Raw genomic sequence first — 19,489 nt, forward strand, 5'->3', positions numbered from 1 at the left:
ATAATATCCTTCCTTTAAAGAAACAACACCATATATTCGAAATCACTATATACACCATTCATCTTTGTAGCTCTCTTTTCAATTCCATACGTTTTAAAACCCATTGATTCATATAATTTTTTTGCTGGTTCGTTTGTAGATACAACACCTAAGTTCAACTGCTCAAGTTTTATTTCCCTCGCTCTTTGAATTGCATTTGTAATTAACTCACGCGCCAATCCGTTCCGCCTGTTTTGTGCATCTACATACATCGCAACGATATGACCTTTATGTTTATACGCCGCTCTCTCTTCTGTTAGTAAAGTGACAACTCCAACTAAATGATTTTCTTCATTAAATGCACCAAATGTACAACTAGTAGTAGCTGTTAAATTACTTTCCACTCGCTTAATAGGATTTTCCTGGCGAATCGCCTCTTCATAAGTTGTTACAAATGCCTCTGGATTTACTTGTAAAGCTTGTAAACGTAAGTCCCAATATTTTTCCGCATCTTCTTTCGTAAGTAATCGAATCATATTTATCCTGCCCCTTTAAGTTAACATAATATTTTTATAAGCTACTATTTAAAGATTGGTATTCTTCTCTTAACATACTATAGCGATAACGATGAATGAACTTCCCTTTACGTAACCGATCATTTCTCATTATTCCTTCACAAACAAATCCTGCTTTTTCATAACTCTTTCTAGCTTGTAAATTATCTTCGTCTACTCGTAGCCAAATTTTTTCTAATTCGAATACAGAAAAGCCACTTTGTAACATACTGTATAGTGCTGCCATTCCATATCCTTTACCCCAATATTCTTTATTTCCAATGGCAATCCCTAGTTCAGCATTTTTATTTGTTCGATCAAAGTTTTTTAGGTCTATCCATCCAATGTGTATACCTTCCTTTGTAACGATAGCTCGTTGTTCATAACCATTCTTTCGACTTATGCATGCTTCAATCCATCTTCTCGTATCTTCATGAGTGAACGGTGGATATTGATCTGGTACAACTAAATGCTTTGTTACTTCTGTATCTAATGACCATTGATATCGATCTTCTACATCGTCTTGTGTCAATTCTCTTAATTGAACGAATGGTACATTCACTTTGCTATCCCCTTTTCATTTCCCTATAGAAAATCCTTCAAAAACTCTTCCTCCGTATTGATCTAGCGTATTTTCTATAAAACTAATTAATTCATTTTTCTCCTCTGTTTTATAAAAATGATCAAAAGCCGCTACAAAATGTTCTGCATATTGCTCGTCATACCTTCTTAACACCCTAATAAACCATTTTGAATTTCCAAGCCATTGACCATTTACTCTTAAAACATATTCATGTACTAAATCAGCTAATAAATTGGCGATGAACAATTCTTCTTCTCTCTTTGTTGCACCAATGAAGTCATCCAAAGTATCCGTAATAAAATAATGCTTCTGCTTCATCGTTTCTTCTGTCCATTTTTTTGGTCCTTTATTTAATAAATCATTCGCTTCTCTTTTAAGTATCTCTACAATTTCATCTTTTCCTTTTAGCACAATCCCTTCTGAAACTAATTGAGGTAATGAAGGTCTCCCGCGCTCACAATCACTTTTAAAAAAGGTTTTATACCTTTCAAAATTATGTACGAATACTTCAACAGGCCAGCCATTACTATAGAAAGATTCTCTATAACAAGATGACAAACTTTGGTCGAATATTACAATATCAAGGTCAGATGTTTTTGTAGCCTCTCCTCTAGCAACACTTCCCCCTAGTAAAGCAACATCACAATTCGAAAATTGTGATGTAATAATACTTTGTGCCGCTTCAATTGGTTTCATAATCTTATCCCTTCTTATTTTACTTTCTTCTTTTCAGCTCTTTCTCGTGTCTTTTTAATATAGGATTCTGCATTTGGTGTTTTGCATGACGTTTCACCGTGATCAACTTCTACTTTTCCAATTTCACGTGAGATTTTAATTGCTTGTTGTTCCAAACTTTCATTTCGAACCCCTACCGCAATTAAAGCTCTATTCATCGCTTCTCTTTTACGATTTTTTTCATTATGTATATGAACTTTAATCTCTTCTAAATACGGTAAGAAAAAGTCATCGTCTAACGTTTTATTTTTTATTGCGATATTCGCTAATAATGACCAACCAGCTCTTCCAATCCATTCATCATCAGACTTCGTCCATTCTTTCTATCACGATTGGCGACGTACATATAGCTGTCATCAGAACGTCCATTAAACAATAATAATCAACATCCTGAACCCATCTATTTAGTTGTTCTGACGTTAGTTTCTTCGGATCTAAAATCATCGTTGCTAAAGTCATTGCATCCATATTTTTCGTTTCCCATAATGAGATTGCTAAATCATGATCCTTTTTTATCTTCTTTTTCAACAATTTTAAATTTGCAAAACTAACTCCAAATAACGGTTCTTTTGCCCCATGATTTTTAAAGATTTTACGGTTTTGTTCTGTTCCATATTCTTCTAGTTGCTGCATTACTTCTTCAAGTAACATAGGTCCACCTCTTTTATATATTTTGTTGCCTTCACATATGTATGTACGATATATTCTACATTATTTTTTGGTTTTCCTATATTTATTTTTTAAATACGGTATGTGAAATTTTATTGATGTTCTTTAAAACAAAAAACATCCTCTTCCTTATTTTTCACACGGTTGTTCATTCACACTCTGTATACAATACTCCACAAGCGCATTCAACGGATTTATTATGTTCCTCCTATTATATTTTCTACCCTTGTAGCAGCGTCTACCATCGATAATTGTGCAACTGAAAGCATTTCGTTTCTATCTTTCATAATTTCATATAAATACTTTTCTAATTTAACATCATGCTCTTCTTTACGACCTTGCATAATTAACTCAAATATCCCTTCTATCACTTCTACTTTTACTTGTATGGATTTATTATTCTGCCGAGCGTATTGTTTTAAACGTTCCATCGTTCCTGAAACCGTACGATTATTTGTAAAAAGTATTGTCTGTGGCTCTTCAACATGACAAATCATTTCAAAGAATGGCTCATCAATTTTCAATATAGGTATGTCTATTTTGAAATTCTCATCTAATAACGTGATATAATCTGTACAAGTTATTAAAAGTGTATCCACATCACTTTCAGCTATATACTTTATAATATCTTTTAAATTATTTCGTGCTTGTTCTCGTTCTATTTTTAGTCTGTGTGATAAGATTGGATCTACAAAATGGAGTATTTCGATTCCAAAAGATTGCAATGCTCGGTCAATGTATTCAATATTTGAATGATGAGCATGTAAACAAGCTAATTTTTTCATACTTATCCACCCTTTCTAAAACAAAAAACGTGAATGAACCATTTTACATGCAGTTCCATTCACTTAATTCTTGTTTCATTTTTTCAAACCTGCAAAACAGTGAAATCTTACATACTTTTTAACAAACTTTTTTGCGCTTGTAAAAAAGTTTTTTTGCATTTCCCCCTCTAAAATTGCTAATATAGTAGAGTAGAACTTTTATAGAGAGTAGGAAAATTATGCACAATGGAATTCGGATGACAACTTTAGTGAAAAGGGCTCTGTTGATTTGCGCTGGGGTATTATTTACATACGAAGCTGCTTACGGATCAACACATATCGCTCTAGCAAGTACAGAGGATGAAGCGAAATCTGTTCAACTTGTAAGTGAAATTCAAACGTCCCTTGCTCCGAAAGAAGCTCCAAAGCACTATAACGGGCAAGTTAGAAAAGTCGCTTACTTAACATTTGACGATGGTCCTGGAAAATACACAGCTGAGCTTTTAGATATGTTAAAAAGTGAAAATGCAAAAGCAACATTTTTCCTAATTGGTTCAAACGTGAAAGCTTTCCCTGATCTTGTAAAACGTGAAAATACTGAAGGCCACTACGTTGGGATGCACAGTATGACTCATAACTACAAGAAGCTTTACACAGAAGGTCATTACGTTGATGAAATGAAAGAAGACCAAGGCTTAATCGCTGGCGTTCTAGGAAAATCACCAGTATTAACTCGTCCAGCTTACGGCTCAATGCCAGGATTAAATGAAGCCCTTCGCAACAAAGTTGTAGAAAATGGTTTAAAAGTTTGGGACTGGACAATTGATTCATTAGACTGGAAATACAACAAAATGCCAGTAGACGCTGCATCTGCTAAAATCGTAGAAAACGTTCTACATGGTGCTACAAACCCAACAGAAGTTATTCTAATGCACGATATTCATCCACAATCAGTTAAAGCAGTACCTGGAATTATTAAAGGGCTGAAAGAAAGAGGATATGAATTAGAAGCCTATAATGAGAACGAACACTTCCCATTAAACTTCTGGCATGATAATCGTATGTAATAAAAAGACTTGATTTCCTCTTGTAGGTTATCAAGTCTTTTTTTATCGTTTTGGGAATTTCCTTTGTTGCTCTTCAATAGAACGAATCATATTCTCTCTATCCTCTTGAGTTATACTGATAGAAAATTCGTACTCCTCTTCCTTACACCATTCGGGTTTAAGTTCCAGCGATAAGCGAATAACAAGGTGAAACTCCTCTTCTTTTTCTCCCATAAATTCAAACGCTAAATTTGGTCCTATGAAATCTAGTTCGTTATATGTAGGGTTTGGTAAAGATTCAAACCATTTTATCATGTACTGTAAATCGTATGTTTGTAAAAAAGGATCCATCGTTTCAAAAACTTTATTTTCTTCTGATAGTTTCGCTTTTACTCTTAACCAATTTCTATCACACTCGTCTTTTGCATCTTTATATTGGTAATTTACAACCTCTAAATGTAATGATATTTTTTCATTTTGAAAATTCATGCATAGACTCCTTTTATTTTACCCTGTTTTGAAAATATACTTTTCTGTTTCAATATTGATCCTCAAGGAAAATCAAAAGATTTTACAAACAATCATAACACATTCTTTTCAAACCAATCCCTATTTCTTTTATTCAAATCCCCTCACTTTCTTACACTTTAATATTTAAATAAAAAGACTTGAATTCATAATTAGAATTCAAGTCTTTTTATGCTCTATTATTTAGAAAAAATTCCCTAGCAATTTCGCAATTTCACTAATTAAAATACCAACAACAGCAAAGTCGGAATCACCGAATGTTGTATTTTCAAATCCTAATCCACCTAATATAGGTAATAATATAGCTGGTAGGAATGAGATTAATAATCCATTTACAAAAGCTCCAAGTATTGCTCCTCGTCTTCCTCCAGTTGCATTTCCAAATACAGCAGCTGTTGCCCCTGTGAAGAAATGAGGGATTAATCCTGGCACTATTACACTTAATCCGATAAACGGAAGAATAAACATAGATAGTAATCCAGCAATAAAACTTGTTAAAAAGCCAATAATAACTGCATTTGGCGCGAATGGGAAGATTGTTGGACAATCTAATGCTGGTTTGGCATTTGGTACAAGTTTATCTGCTATCCCTTTAAATGCAGGGACAATTTCTGCAATCAACATACGGACACCAGCTAGAATAATATATACACCCGCAGCGAATGTAATTGCTTGCATGAATGAATACACGAGATAATTTTGTCCGTTACTTAATTCTGTTTCGATAAAGTTTTTCCCAGCAAATGGTGCAACAATAAAGAATAACACAGCCATTGTTAATGACATAGAAACTGATGTATCACGTAAAAACCCTAATGACTTCGGTACTTTAATTTGTTCTGTAGATTTTTCCTTATTTCCAAATTTACTACCAACAAATCCTGCTGCTAAATACCCAACTGAACCGAAATGGCCAATTGCGATATCATCCATTCCCGTAATTTTTCTAACATACGGTTGAAGTAGAGCTGGAAAAATGACCATAAGTAATCCTAAAATAATAGACCCACTAATAACTAGTGAAGCGCCTTTCATCCCTGTAGTTGAAAATACAGCTGAAATTAAACATGCCATGAATAAGGTATGATGACCAGTTAAAAATACATATTTAAATCTTGTAAATCGTGCAATTAGTAAATTAGCAATCATCCCAAATACCATAATTAATGCCGTTTCTGTTCCTAAAGTTTGCTGTGCTATCGCAACAACAGCTTCGTTATTTGGAATAATCCCTTTAATATGAAATGCTTTATCAAATATTTTACCAAAAACATCTAAAGCCCCTATTAATATAGTGGCTCCGCCTCCTAAAACGACGAAGCCCATAATTGTTTTTAATGTTCCTGAAACTGTATCTGCAAAATTCTTTTTTTGCAATAGTAAACCACACATAGCAAACAATCCAACTAATATTGCAGGCTGTCCCAAAATATCTTTCATTATTAAATCAAACATAGCACTACTCCCCTTTCACCGTTTCTACATCAGGTGTTTTTGTAATGCTTCTTTAATTTCATTTAAATCTAGAATGTTTGTTAATCCAGCAACTGTGCGAGTACCATCTTCAAGGTTGCAAATGATATCTTTCGCACCTAAATATAGATCTGCTTGTTCTGATTTACTTGATGCTAAATCCGTATGAGAAACTTCAGCTTGCATACCAAGTTCAGTTAATATTTTCTTTACATTCATTTCTATAATAAAACTACTTCCTAATCCATTTCCACATACAACTAATACTTTTTTCATTTCAATCTCCCCTTTAATTAGAATATTTAGCTATCATTTCTAGCATTTTATCTTTTGAATTTGAATGCATTAACATTTCTATGTTCGTTGGTTCAGATAACATCTCACTTAATTGTGCCAATGCCTTCAAATGTGTCTCGTTATCTATAGCTGCTAATACAATAATTAAATTTACAGCATGCTCTTGTTTTTCTGAAAATAACACACCCTCTTTTAGTTGTAATAAACTCATCCCTAATTTTTTGACACCTGCTTCCGGACGAGCATGAGGTATAGCGATTTTAGGTGCAATTACAATATACGGGCCTAACTTCTTTACATTCGCAATCATTTCAGAAATATATTCTTCAGAAATATGTCCACTTTGTAATAAAGGTTCCGACGCAACACGAATTGCTTCCTCCCACGTCTCAACGTGATTCTCAAGCTCTATAAATTCTCTAGTTAATAGCTCGTTTAACATAGGCTTATATTTCTCCTCCTTATCAATATGTACCGGACCACTCATAAACTCTCTCAATTCATTTTTCAAAGATTTTTCATCTAAAATGTCTGTGTATTTTTGGATAATACCCATCATCATATCAACTGAATCATTTTGATTTTCGCCATATAAAGCTACATTGACTTTTCGTAGTAACGATGCTTTTTCGGAATCGGTCAAAATTGGATTTACCATAAAGATAGGAATTTTCCCCTTCTCCAGTTCAGTTGTAGTAATAATACAATCTACATCAAATGTATTTGATTCATATTCCCGCTTTGAAATGGCTTTTAAAATATCTACACTTGAAAACACTTGCTCTAATTGGTACTGCAACATACGTGATGTACCAATACCATTTGGACAAACAAGTAGCGCGGTTTTTCTTGGGCTGGGAACGATTCCCTCTTTCCTCATCCAAGCACCAAAGTGCATAGTAATATATGCCATTTCATCATCTGAAACTATTTTTCCAACATATTCTTCAAAATGATGAATTACTTTTTTTGTAAGAGTATATACTTCTTCATAATTTTGCTGGATTGTATAAAGTAATGGATTTTCTATTTCAATCCCGTACTTTACACGATAATATGCCGGTTTCATATGCAGATATAGGTCTGAAGCAAGTCCTTTAAAATCTTGAAATATAACACAAGCATAATGTTGAAAATCCTTTATCATATACCCGACCATTGAATGTATTCCATCAATCTCACTTTTTTCAAAGTCTTTTTGTTGAGCATTTACTTTTGCTCCTAACAAATGAGTCGTAATATAATAAATTTCATCTATTGGAAAACCCACGAAAAATACTCTTTCAAACTGTTTTGCAATATATTTTGCTGCTTCAAATTGTTTTGTTTCTCTTAGTACATCCTTTTCAGCATCTTCCATCTCAACACATTTTCCATTTACAATACGATTGCGGAATAAATACATGTAAACGCTTAAACTTTCAAGTACCTCATCTGTGTACTGGACCCCTAAAAGCTCTTCACAATTTGATAAAATATTTTTTATTATAAGAAGTTCCTCGTGATCTTTATTACCTTTTACATTTTTATTATCATTCGTAATATATTTCACATGCGATATTAAATATTCCCATCCATGCTTTGAAATTATTTGTGAAAGATTTAAGATTAATATATTTCGTTTTCCATGTTCATTCCCTATAATATTGTAGCCATGTTTACGATTAAAGTTTAATGCGAGCTTAAACTTCACTAACTCTGCTTTTATTTTTTTTAAGTCAGCAAGAGCAGTATTACGACTGACTTGCACAAGTTCTATTAAGTCTTCTAATAGAATCCTTTTCTCCATTGTTAGTATATAAAGAACCAGCAATATTTTTCGTTCATGTGGAGAATATTCATATTGGCTTGTTGTAAATCCATTTAACTTTTTTATCACTCTTTGCTTCGTTTCATTATCAAAACAGTAGCCTAAAGGGCGAATATATTCATATGAATTTAAATCCTCTGCAACTAACCAATCTTCTATTTTCTTCATATCATAATAAATTGTTCGCTTTGAAACTTGTATGACTTCCATTAATTGAGATACAGAAACATAGCTATCTGCTTGAATAATTTGCTGTAAAATACTTATACTTCGATTATCTAATATCATATATGATATACACCCTTTCTATACTTGTTCTTAAATAGAATTGCAAGTATAGATACTAACTTTGCAAAATTAGAGTTTGAAATCGCTTTCTATTAATATCTTATCTTGTATCTCTTCTAAAATTAAGTCCAAATTCTTGTTTATGCACAGTGCAATGATTGTACTTTCATTTAAAAATTTTACTATATACATGCGGCATATGAAATTATACAATACGATTTTTTATTTTAAAGACAATTTGTCAATCTAAGTGCGACAGTTCTTCCTGAAACCCTTCATGGGCAGTTTTCTGTATGAAGTAAGTGATGTGATAACTTCTACTTTATACGAAGCGATATGGGCTTTTTTCTTTAGGTGTCGCACTTAATAATACAATGTGTCGATACATAAAATATTTTTAACTCATTACCCTCTGTACATAAAATAAATTTGATTTGCAATATAATCTGAACTAAAGTGAAGTCCATTCCTTATCCACCACATGATAATACCTACCAATGAAGCTGTTTTAATATCAACCGCAACATAATCATCAGGCAGATCCTTTTTCGTATTCTCTCTTCTCGTTTCTATTAACTCTTTTAAAAATAAAAATAGTTGCTCCTCAAATTGATTCATTTTAAATACTATAAATAAATAATTTCGGTGGATATATAAATAATCAAGTAATTGTGTTAGCTTTTGTTTTTCTGATAAATCTTTTGCATGTATTAAATCGGTTATTTTATTTGAAAGTTCATTTGAAATCTCATTCGTGATTTGGTCTAGTAAATCTTGAATATCTTGATAATGTAAGTAAAAGGTTGTTCGGTTTAATCCTGCTTTTGTTGCGACTTTCTGAACCGTTAAGCTTGAAATACTAGGATTCTCACATAGGAGAGAAAAAACAGCATTTTTAAACATTTCTCTTGAACGAACTGTACGAGGATCTTCTTTTTTAGGTGTAGACATTTTGAAACTCCTTTATAGATTTTCTCTTTACTTACTCGACAGTGCATACCTTCTATGTCGAGTAGTGAACATTTTCAACAAAACTGTTCATGGTCAAAGAAAATTTATTTTGTTACCATTAATTTTATCGACACAATGTCGATAAATCAAGACAACAATGAAGGAGTTTACCAATGCAAAAGGAAATATCAGAAAGAAATAAAAAAATTATATTAATTGTGCTCATTTCCGGTTGTTTTTTATCAACATTAAATCAGACGCTATTAAATGTAGCGATGAGTAATTTAATGGAAGTATTTGATGTTACGGCCGCTACAGTTCAATGGCTATCAACAGGCTTTATGCTCATAAATGGTGTTCTCGTGCCAATTACGGCATTTTTAATGAAGCGATTTACAACAAGGCAGCTATTTATTAGCTCGATGCTCTCTTTGTTTATTGGGACTGTTCTCTGCGCATGCGCCATGAATTTTGGCATTTTGTTAACAGGAAGAATGATTCAAGCAGTTGGGGCAGGAATTATTATGCCACTAATGATGACAGTTATTTTATATTTATACCCTAGTGAAAAGCGTGGAAGTATTATGGGAACCATCGGTTTCGCCATAATTTTCGCGCCAGCCATCGCTCCAACATTATCTGGCTTTATTATTGAATATGTATCATGGAGATGGTTATTTATTGGATTAGCTCCATTTGTATTAATCGTTATTATTCTCGCGCTAAAATATTTAATGAATGTTGCTGAGACAACAAAAGCAAAATTAGATATCGTAAGTGTCATTTTATCAACGATTGGCTTTGGTTGTATTATATTCGGATTTAGTAGTGCAGGAAGTAAAGGATGGGATCATCCAGTTGTTATTACTACAATTATCATCGGAATAATTGTTACAACCCTATTCTGTTTACGTCAAATAAAGTCTAGCGATCCACTATTAAATTTATCCGTATTTAAATATAAAATTTTCACTCTTACATCAGTCATTAACGTACTCATTACGATGATTATGTATGCTGATTTAATTCTTTTACCGATTTACTTGCAAAATGGACGAGGTTTTACTGCTTTTGAATCAGGCTTACTTCTATTACCTGGAGCTGTGATTAATGCCTTCTTATCACCTATCACAGGCAAAATGTTTGATAAATATGGGGCGAAACCACTCTTTATTACAGGTTTAATATGTATCATTATATCTATGTGGGGTGTAATTGATTTGACCGAATCCACCACTTATATGTATTTAATGGTTCGTACCATTATTCTACGCATTGGACTAAGTTTCATTTCGATGCCTTTAAATACAGCAGGTTTAAACGCTTTACCAAGAGAACTGGGTTCACATGGTTCTGCAGTGAATAATACCGTACGTCAATTAGCAGGTGCTATTGGAACAGCAGTTATTATCACGGTATACACAATTCAATCAACTTCACATGCTTCGCAGTTATCTAGTGAAAATGGAAACATTTCAGTTATGCAAGTAAAGAAATTATCTTCTATCTTCAGCTCAAGTGATGCCTACGTATTTATGTTAGTCTTATCTTTTGTAGCTTTGATTATCGCATGTTTCATGCCTAAAAAAGTAGCACTCCAAAAATCCGAAAGTAAATCTTAAAACAAAAAATCCTACTCGTTTTCTATACGAGTAGGATTTTTTATTATTTATTTTGTTTCCCCGTCTTCAGTCGTCTTCACCTTCGTTTTATTTTTATCACGATGGTTATAGTTGTACTTAGAACGCTCTACTGGAGTGAAGCCTTCTGGTGTGTAGAATCGTAATAAGTCGCCGTTAACAACTTGGTCAGAGTATTTTAGTGATTTTTGAACCATTTGTTCATTTTGTTTTATTTCGTCTGTAAATTCTACTGGATTTCCAGTCGCTGTATCATAGTATTTGCCGTTCAGTGCAGTCACTGTTGGACTTACATAGTTACCGTTACGGAAAGGAACGACTTGTTTATGATCTGGCGATAATAAATCTGATCCGAATTGGACATAATTCTTTGTATCTGTACCTAGTAAGTGTAATAAAGTTGGAAGAACGTCAATTTCTCCGCCATATTGATGTTGTATGCCGCCTTTCATTCCTGGTACGCGAATGATTAATGGTACACGTTGTAATTGAGCATTTTCAAATGAGTTCATTTCTTTACCCATTATTTGAGACATTGCTGCGCCATGATTATCTGAAATACCGTAATGGTCACCGTACATAACGATAATTGAGTTATCGTATAAACCAGATTGTTTCAAGTAATCCATGAAGCCTTTTACAGATTCATCTAAATAACGTGCTGTTTGGAAATACGTATCTACAGATGAATCACCTGTTTTCGCTGGTTCAATTGTCGCTTCCGCTTTATCAATTGGATAAGGGAAATGGTTCGATAACGTAATAAATTTTGAATAGAACGGTTGTTTTAACGTTTGTAATAATGGAATGGATTCATTAAAGAACGGTTTATCTTTTAACCCATAGTTTACTACATCTTTTTCGTTCATATCATAGTATGACGCATCAAAGAATTTATTAAAACCAAACGATTTATAAATTTCATCACGGTTCCAGAACGTTTTGTAGTTACCGTGGAACACTGCTGATGTGTATCCTTGTTGACCTAAAATAGCTGGTGCTGATTGATACGTGTTATTAGCTTTATTTGTAAAAACAGATCCTTGCGGTAATCCAAACATTGAGTTCTCTAACATGAACTCCGCATCAGATGTTTTACCTTGTCCTGTTTGATGGAAGAAGTTATCAAAGTATAACGTATTCGCATCTTTTGTAAATGAGTTTAAGAATGGTGTAACCTCTTGACCATTTAGCTTGTAGTTTAGTAAAAAGTTTTGGAATGACTCTAAATGAATATAAATTACGTTCATTCCTTTTCCTTTACCGAAATACTCAGGATTTGGACTTGCATAAGTTGATGTAAGATAGTTTCTAACTTCTGTCATATTATCTCCATCCGCTAATGCTCGTTCTGTTGATGCTTTCGCACTTTGAATACCATCATAAATCGTAAAGTTGTACGCCCCTAAATATTTCACGATATAATTGCGGTCAAATGTTCTTGTTAACAATTCAGGACGGTCAGATTCTGCCAGACCTAAGTTAACGCTAAAGAATAAAATACCTGCTACAAATACTAGCGATAATTTATGCTTCGCAACACGGATTGGTTTAGGATTTACAAATTTCGTTGCGACTAAAACAATTAAAATGATTGTATCTAAGAAATATAGTGGGTCATATAAGTGTAGCAATGCAAAAATACTACCACCTAAATCTCCAAAGTTATTCGTTTGTGTTAATGTCGGGAACGTAATAAAGTCGCTGAAAAAGCGATAATATACTACGTTGGCATATAAAAGTATAGACATTAGCAAATTAATAATAATTAACCAAATGTAAGCTCGTTTCCCTTTCGCGAATAGTGCGAGCCCTAAAAATAGAACTGCTGAGCTTAACGGGTTGAAAAACAGTAAGAACTTTTGGATTGTGTTCGATATCCCTAAATTAAATTCTGTCACATATGCTGCATATGTTTTTAACCAAAGTAAAATAACGGCAAATACGAAAAATCCAAAATGATTACTTAATACTCGTTTACTCTTTAATAAAAATTGTTGCATCTCTCCACCTCTTTTGATCATCCAAGGCTTATTTTATATAAGTCTGTCTCTCTATTTAATTTTTCTTCTTCAAATAGATTTTATTTGTTTAACTATATGAAGAATATTAGTAATTATAATTTGTAGCTTTTATTTATTCAACTATTTCTTTTTAAACATTTTGACTTTGGTTTCTATTTTACAAAATACATTTGTAACATTTCCTGTTTTCTCCCAGGGGCTCATCCACTAATTATGACTCCACAAACTATAATCCTTTATTTCCTCATTTGCAAACTAATCTATCTCCAATTTTGGTACATTCATGTAAACTACCCAATTTCATAAAATAAAAAGTGTAGTTTGGGCAATTTGCTCAAACTACACTTTTTCGACTACCGTTTATCATCCTTTGTAGCTATTCCCTCTTCTTTTAAACAACTCTTCAAGTCCCATGAACATTACATTCCAACCATGTTCAGAGCCATCATGACACCCCTTTAAAGCTTTTTCAACATCATATTTTGTCCAATCTTCTTCATGAGCAACGATTATATTTTGTGAAAATATCATTTTAAATCCTTGTTGTTTCTCTTTTATTTCAACTGTGTTTTTATCTAATAATTCACTAAACTGCGGCGTTTTTAATGTAAATACTAATTTTTTTTAGGACGATTCATTTCGATATATTCCCCAATTGCTCGATAATCTTTTCCGCCACGATGATCAATAATTTCCCAACTCCCTCCTACTTCAGGAGTATTTCCCGTTACTTTATCCGTCCCTTCCAATGTAAAAAACCATTTCTTCATCATTTCAGGGTTTATCCACGCTTCAAAAATTTCTTACCTTCGCTAATGTTATTTTTGAATAATTATTCATTTTAATCCTTCCCCCACTTTATATTAAAACGAATATTTGTTTACTTAAAAAACCCCCGCTCTCATAAAAGAGAGCGGGGGTTTTAATCATTCATTATTGACCTTTGTACATTGCATCAACTTGTTTTTGAAGTTCTTCATTTTCTAAGAACTCATCATACGTCGCTACCTTATCAACTACACCGTTTGGCGTTACTTCGATAATACGGTTTGCAATTGTTTGTACGAACTGATGGTCATGAGAAGTGAATAGTAATGTTCCTTTAAATGTGATTAAACCGTTGTTTAATGCTGTAATAGACTCAAGGTCTAAATGGTTCGTTGGATCATCTAATGTTAATACGTTTGCACCGCTTAACATCATTTTAGATAACATACAACGAACTTTTTCTCCTCCAGATAAAACAGAAACGTTTTTCTTTACTTCTTCACCAGAGAATAGCATACGGCCTAAGAAACCACGTAAGAAACTTTCTGATTCATCTTGTGGAGAGAACTGACGTAACCAATCAATTAAAGTGTAATCACTGTTCTCGAAGTACTCAGAGTTATCTCTTGGGAAATGAGCTTGAGATGTTGTTACACCCCATTTGAATGAACCGCTATCTGGCTCCATTTCACCCATAAGAATTTTAAATAATGTTGTCATTGCAATATCGTTACGGCCGATAAATGCAACTTTATCACCTTTATTTAAAGTGAAGTTCACATTATCTAATACTTTTTCTCCGTCGATTGTTTTAGAAATACCTTCAACCGTTAATAAGTCATTTCCTACTTCACGCTCTGGTGTGAAACCAACGAACGGATAACGACGTGATGACGGTCTAATATCATCTAATGTAATTTTATCTAATAATTTTTTACGAGAAGTTGCTTGCTTCGCTTTAGATGCGTTTGAGCTAAAGCGCGCAATAAAGTTTTGTAACTCTTTTACTTTCTCTTCTTTTTTCTTGTTAGAATCTTGCGTTAGTTTTAATGCTAATTGGCTTGACTCATACCAGAAGTCATAGTTACCAACGTATAATTGAATTTTACCGAAATCAAGATCAGCCATGTGCGTACATACTTTATTTAAGAAGTGACGGTCATGGGATACAACGATAACTGTATTATCAAAGTTCATTAAGAAGTTTTCTAACCATTGAATCGCTTTTAAGTCCAAATGGTTGGTAGGCTCATCTAGTAATAGAATGTCAGGTTGACCGAATAAAGCTTGAGCAAGTAATACTTTTACTTTCTCTGCCCCTGTTAATTCAGACATCTTTTTATCATGAATATCTTCGCCGATACCTAATCCTTTTAGAAGGATTGCAGCTTCTGACTCAGCTTCCCAACCGTTTAGCTCAGCGAACTCACCTTCAAGTTCTGCAGCACGCATGCCATCTTCATCACTAAAGTCTTCTTTCATGTAAATTGCATTTTTCTCTTGCATTACTTTATAAAGACGTGTGTGACCCATCATTACTGTTTCTAGTGCAGGGAACTCTTCATATTCGAAGTGATTCTGTTTTAATACTGCTAGACGCTCACCTGGCGTAATATGTATGTCACCTGTTGATTGGTCAATTTCTCCAGATAAAATCTTTAGAAATGTTGATTTACCAGCACCGTTTGCTCCAATTAAACCATAGCAATTACCTGGCGTGAATTTTATGTTAACATCTTCAAATAATTTGCGATCTGCGAAACGCAAACTAACGTTACTTACTGTAATCATTTGTGTCCTCCTACTAATACCGCTTATTTCAGCGTTTTCTCACCGATTGTCTTAAAAAATCGCATATTACGACTCAATTATTGTAGACTATAGCTATTATATAGTAGAAGCTGGATGAATAGCAACGGTTGATTAGCTTTCTACAATGAAATCGAATAGTTTTTATCCATTCCCCTAGTTATTTTTTGTATATCATCGACCTCTTTCTAATATCCCCATTCGCTTCTCATTCTGTAATACATTAGATCATTTTTTCATTTCATATTTTATATACAAAAAACCTGTAGAGAAAACATTCCCTACAGGTTTTTCTTATTTCGTATTTCTTATTTTCTCTTTATAACTCTTCAATTTACTCGCCAATCCTATTAAAGCTGGTAACAATATCGGCATTACAATTAAAGCTAATAGTATAAGGGCAATGCCAACAACTAATGCCACTTGTATTAGCGTCAATACTCCTGAAGGGATTAATGCAGCAAATGTTCCGCCTAAAATAAGTGCCGCTGATAATACGACTCCCCCTATGTGACGAGATGCATTTACAATTTTCGTTACTGAATCCCCTTCTAGCTCATTGTATCGCATCATTACGAAAATGCTATAATCCACACCTAGAGCGACAATCATTATAAAGCTAAAGAATGGAACATTCCAGCTTAATGACTCTACGTTTAATAAGTGTGAACTAATTTGTTCACTTATACCAAGTGAAGCAAAGTAAGCTAATATTAATGATCCAATAATAAAGATTGAATTTAAGAATGAGCGTGTAATCACGATTAATACAAGCGAAATCCCTAATAACATAATCGTAGCAGTACGTAAGAAATCTTGCCCGGTTACTTCTTTTAAATCAAAGTTTCTAGCTGTTGTCCCGCCAATTGCTTTTTTCGCATCATTTAGTTCTGTTCCCTTTAACGTACCATCTATCGTTTTATTAATTTCTTGAATGATAGGCATCGCTTCTTTTGAATACGGGTTTACGTCTAAAATAATTGTCATTTTAGCAGTCTTTCTATCATGTGACATGTACGTATTCAATGCTTTTTGGAAATCTTCTCCTTCTAAAACTTCTTTCGGAATATAAAATTTCTCAGAGCTTTTCGACTCATTTAGCTCTCCTAAATATTTTTGAGCGTCACCTAGACCGTTACTTACTTTTCCTAAACCCTCTGTACTTTTAGATAAACCTGATTGCAATTGCCCCATCTTTTCTTGTAAATCTTTCAGTCCAGTTAATAACTGTCCTTGTCCATCGTTTATTTTCGTTAATCCAGATTGTAAGTCAGCCGATTTGTTCGCAATTTGTTTTGAACCTGTAGCCCCTTCGCTCAATCCTTTGTTCAGCTCAGCAGCCCCTTTTTGTAACTTGGTAACTCCATTGTTCATTTCTTTTAAACCGTTATCTACTTTCAGTAACGATTGATTCGCTTCTTTAAATGAATTCATCGCTGCTTTATGCTGCACCGCCAATTGATTTAATTCTTTTGAAAGTCCAGTTAATTGTTTTTGAGCTTCTTTAGCAATTCCTAATGTTTGCTGTATGTTCGGGTCATTTGCTAATTCTGGTTTCGTTTGAATGAAATTAGTCATTAACACTTCAATTTGTTCATATCCTTTTTTCGCGCCATCAATTGCTTGAGAAATGCTTCCGAAATATTGATCGTACGAACTTAAACCTTTTTCTAACTGTTCATAACCAGCATGAAGCTGTGAAGTTGCATTTGACAGGGCATTGATATTTCCGTTTAATGATGCTAGCCCATCCTCTATTTGCTTCGCTCCTTGTGCTCCATTGTTTATTCCATTCGATAATTGATTTAAAGCTGTCCCTAATGCTGATACGCCATTTTTCGCTTCATTTGTTCCATCAATTAACTTTTGAACATTTGCAAGACTATTTGAGTCATTACTACCCATTTTATCTTTCGCATCAGTTAATCCTTCATTAACTTCTTTTATGCCACCATTTGCATCTCCTAAGCCTGTATTCAATTCTCCGGCTTGTTTATTTATATATAATTCTTTAATCTTATCTCCAGTTGGACGCGTCGGTGAATATACTTCTGAGACTCCTTTAACTTTCGAGATTTTATCAGTAAGTTCATCTAAAGTTTGTAAAGAAGTCGCCTCATCTAACTTTTTATCCGATTGAATAACTAACGTACTTGGTGAAGAAAAACCAGGCGGAAAATGCTCTTCTATTACGTTAATCCCCATTTTTGATTCATATTTATTATCCACTTCAAATAAATCATTGTAATTAAGCGTGTTAGAATATTTTAATACGAATGGAATCGATATCACGAATACGATAATTAAAGCGATAAATGGTCTTGCTACTGAATTTTTCGCAAAGAATCCCCATAAACGACTATCCTCATGTCCTTTAAATGTTTTAACTGGATAAAACATTCCTTTTCCTAATAGCACCATGAAAAACGGATTTAAAGTGGTTAATACGAGTAGTGGTACTGCGACACCAATTGCTACTGCTGAAGTAGATTGATATAATTTAAAACTCGCTAAAGCAAGAGATGCAAAGCCAATTAGTACTGCTATCCCGCTATATAAAACGGTTTTACCTGCCGATTTAAACGTTTCTTTCGTAGCCAAAAATGCATTTTCTTGTTTACTTAATTCTTCTTTAAATCTTGTATATAATAAAATGTTATAGTCTGTTCCCACTCCAAACAGGACGACTACTACAAACACTTGCGTAAAGTTTGAAAACGGAAAATTAAATTGATCTACAAGATGGGCAATAATCCCCATTGAAATTAAATACGAAACACCAACTGTAAGAAGAGAAATAATCGGAACAACTGGTGAACGGAATACAATGATTAATACTACAAGAATGAAAATGATCGAAATAACTTCTGTCTTTTTCACGCCCTCTTGAGAGGATGTAAGAAAATCACCCGCTATTAAATCACTTCCTGTTAAGTACGTTGTAACTCCTTTCGTTTGTACTTTTTTATGAAGATTATTTGCAATTTTTGATATTTTACCATGTTTTTTATCTACCGATATTTGCGTTAAAATAGTCGTATTATCTTTAGAAACTAATTGTTTCTCCAGTTCTTTATTATCTAAATGTGAAACGACTTCCTTAATTCCTAATTGCTCTTTTTCATTTTGCAGCGCGTTGATCGTTTTTGTTATTTCCTCTTTCTGTTCATTCGTTAATGCGTTTTTATCTCCACTATTAAAGACGGCTATAATTTCATACTTTTCAGCCCCTTCTTTATCCATTTCTTTTATCATCTTGTCAGCAATACTGCTTTGTTCTGTTTTTGGAATCGTGATTTGCCCTTTTTCCTTCACTAACTGATCCATATTAGGCATCGTTACGACCATTGCAATAGTAATAACTATCCATAATAGAAAAGATAAACTTCTCCAACTTTTTAGCTTGCTCATTTGAATCATCTCCTGTTATTAGAGTTTCATGGTGCATAGGGAATGAATATTCATTCCCTATTTTTGAAAATATCACTTAGGAATGAACGTTCATTCCTATTATCCTATTAAATTATTTTTCAATTCTATTGAATCACTCCCTGCGGAATGAATATTCATT

Annotated in this window: 15 protein-coding genes and 2 pseudogenes; 2 read left to right on the forward strand and 15 right to left on the reverse strand. The window is 33.4% G+C overall.

Features of this window, described 5'->3' with window-relative positions; translation table 11 throughout:
- Positions 1–14: 14 nt before the first annotated feature.
- The 5 genes and pseudogenes from I6L50_RS20680 to I6L50_RS20700 form a co-directional block, all read right to left on the reverse strand.
- Positions 15–515 carry a GNAT family N-acetyltransferase gene (locus tag I6L50_RS20680; RefSeq protein ID WP_219302760.1) on the reverse strand — a complete coding sequence of 167 codons (501 nt, stop codon included), beginning with the start codon at positions 513–515 and terminating at the stop codon, positions 15–17.
- Positions 516–549: 34 nt separating this feature from the next.
- Positions 550–1,095, reverse strand: a complete 546-nt coding sequence (locus I6L50_RS20685) for a GNAT family N-acetyltransferase (RefSeq protein ID WP_219302762.1) — start codon at positions 1,093–1,095, stop codon at positions 550–552.
- 15 nt (positions 1,096–1,110) lie between these two features.
- Entirely contained in the window at positions 1,111–1,812 is a 702-nt protein-coding gene (locus I6L50_RS20690) for a nucleotidyltransferase domain-containing protein (RefSeq protein WP_219302764.1), read from the reverse strand.
- A gap of 14 nt (positions 1,813–1,826) precedes the next feature.
- Positions 1,827–2,502, reverse strand: a pseudogene (locus I6L50_RS20695) (DNA alkylation repair protein).
- A gap of 147 nt (positions 2,503–2,649) precedes the next feature.
- Positions 2,650–3,305 (reverse strand): annotated as a pseudogene (locus I6L50_RS20700) (hypothetical protein).
- A 218-nt stretch (positions 3,306–3,523) separates the two neighbouring features.
- On the opposite strand from I6L50_RS20700, the gene I6L50_RS20705 reads away from it, so the two are divergent.
- Positions 3,524–4,351 (forward strand): peptidoglycan-N-acetylglucosamine deacetylase, encoded by an 828-nt coding sequence (locus I6L50_RS20705; RefSeq protein ID WP_002084916.1) that lies wholly within the window; start codon positions 3,524–3,526, stop codon positions 4,349–4,351.
- 42 nt (positions 4,352–4,393) lie between these two features.
- Here the strand turns inward: I6L50_RS20705 and I6L50_RS20710 are convergent, their stop codons facing one another.
- The 5 genes from I6L50_RS20710 to I6L50_RS20730 form a co-directional block, all read right to left on the reverse strand.
- Positions 4,394–4,819, reverse strand: coding sequence for a WapI family immunity protein (locus I6L50_RS20710; protein WP_219302766.1), 426 nt, complete (start codon positions 4,817–4,819; stop codon positions 4,394–4,396).
- 222 nt (positions 4,820–5,041) lie between these two features.
- Positions 5,042–6,313: a PTS ascorbate transporter subunit IIC gene (locus I6L50_RS20715; RefSeq protein ID WP_219302768.1), complete on the reverse strand. Its 1,272-nt coding sequence runs from the start codon at positions 6,311–6,313 to the stop codon at positions 5,042–5,044.
- Positions 6,314–6,337: 24 nt separating this feature from the next.
- Entirely contained in the window at positions 6,338–6,607 is a 270-nt protein-coding gene (locus I6L50_RS20720) for a PTS sugar transporter subunit IIB (protein WP_000757313.1), read from the reverse strand.
- A gap of 13 nt (positions 6,608–6,620) precedes the next feature.
- Positions 6,621–8,726 carry a BglG family transcription antiterminator gene (locus tag I6L50_RS20725; RefSeq protein ID WP_219302770.1) on the reverse strand — a complete coding sequence of 702 codons (2,106 nt, stop codon included), beginning with the start codon at positions 8,724–8,726 and terminating at the stop codon, positions 6,621–6,623.
- A gap of 405 nt (positions 8,727–9,131) precedes the next feature.
- A complete protein-coding gene (locus tag I6L50_RS20730; RefSeq protein ID WP_219302772.1) occupies positions 9,132–9,677 on the reverse strand; it encodes a TetR/AcrR family transcriptional regulator in 546 nt (181 codons plus the stop codon).
- 173 nt (positions 9,678–9,850) lie between these two features.
- Between I6L50_RS20730 and I6L50_RS20735 the strand changes: the two genes are divergently transcribed.
- Positions 9,851–11,299 carry a DHA2 family efflux MFS transporter permease subunit gene (locus tag I6L50_RS20735; protein WP_113937536.1) on the forward strand — a complete coding sequence of 483 codons (1,449 nt, stop codon included), beginning with the start codon at positions 9,851–9,853 and terminating at the stop codon, positions 11,297–11,299.
- Positions 11,300–11,346: 47 nt separating this feature from the next.
- Here the strand turns inward: I6L50_RS20735 and ltaS are convergent, their stop codons facing one another.
- The 5 genes from ltaS to I6L50_RS20755 all read right to left on the reverse strand — a co-directional run bounded on the left by ltaS (position 11,347) and on the right by I6L50_RS20755 (position 19,329).
- Positions 11,347–13,320, reverse strand: a complete 1,974-nt coding sequence (gene ltaS / locus I6L50_RS20740; protein ID WP_113937537.1) for a lipoteichoic acid synthase — start codon at positions 13,318–13,320, stop codon at positions 11,347–11,349.
- Positions 13,321–13,704: 384 nt separating this feature from the next.
- Positions 13,705–13,872: an ATPase gene (locus I6L50_RS34965; protein WP_257475405.1), complete on the reverse strand. Its 168-nt coding sequence runs from the start codon at positions 13,870–13,872 to the stop codon at positions 13,705–13,707.
- An 83-nt stretch (positions 13,873–13,955) separates the two neighbouring features.
- Positions 13,956–14,114 (reverse strand): SRPBCC family protein, encoded by a 159-nt coding sequence (locus I6L50_RS34970; protein ID WP_002084908.1) that lies wholly within the window; start codon positions 14,112–14,114, stop codon positions 13,956–13,958.
- Positions 14,115–14,274: 160 nt separating this feature from the next.
- Positions 14,275–15,900: an ABC-F family ATP-binding cassette domain-containing protein gene (locus I6L50_RS20750; protein WP_002013447.1), complete on the reverse strand. Its 1,626-nt coding sequence runs from the start codon at positions 15,898–15,900 to the stop codon at positions 14,275–14,277.
- A gap of 312 nt (positions 15,901–16,212) precedes the next feature.
- On the reverse strand, positions 16,213–19,329 hold the full coding sequence (locus tag I6L50_RS20755) for an MMPL family transporter (RefSeq protein WP_219302774.1): 3,117 nt from the start codon (positions 19,327–19,329) through the stop codon (positions 16,213–16,215).
- Positions 19,330–19,489 lie beyond the last annotated feature (160 nt).

It is taken from the genome of Bacillus sp. FDAARGOS_1420, from assembly GCF_019344915.1.
Classification (GTDB): domain Bacteria; phylum Bacillota; class Bacilli; order Bacillales; family Bacillaceae_G; genus Bacillus_A; species Bacillus_A mycoides.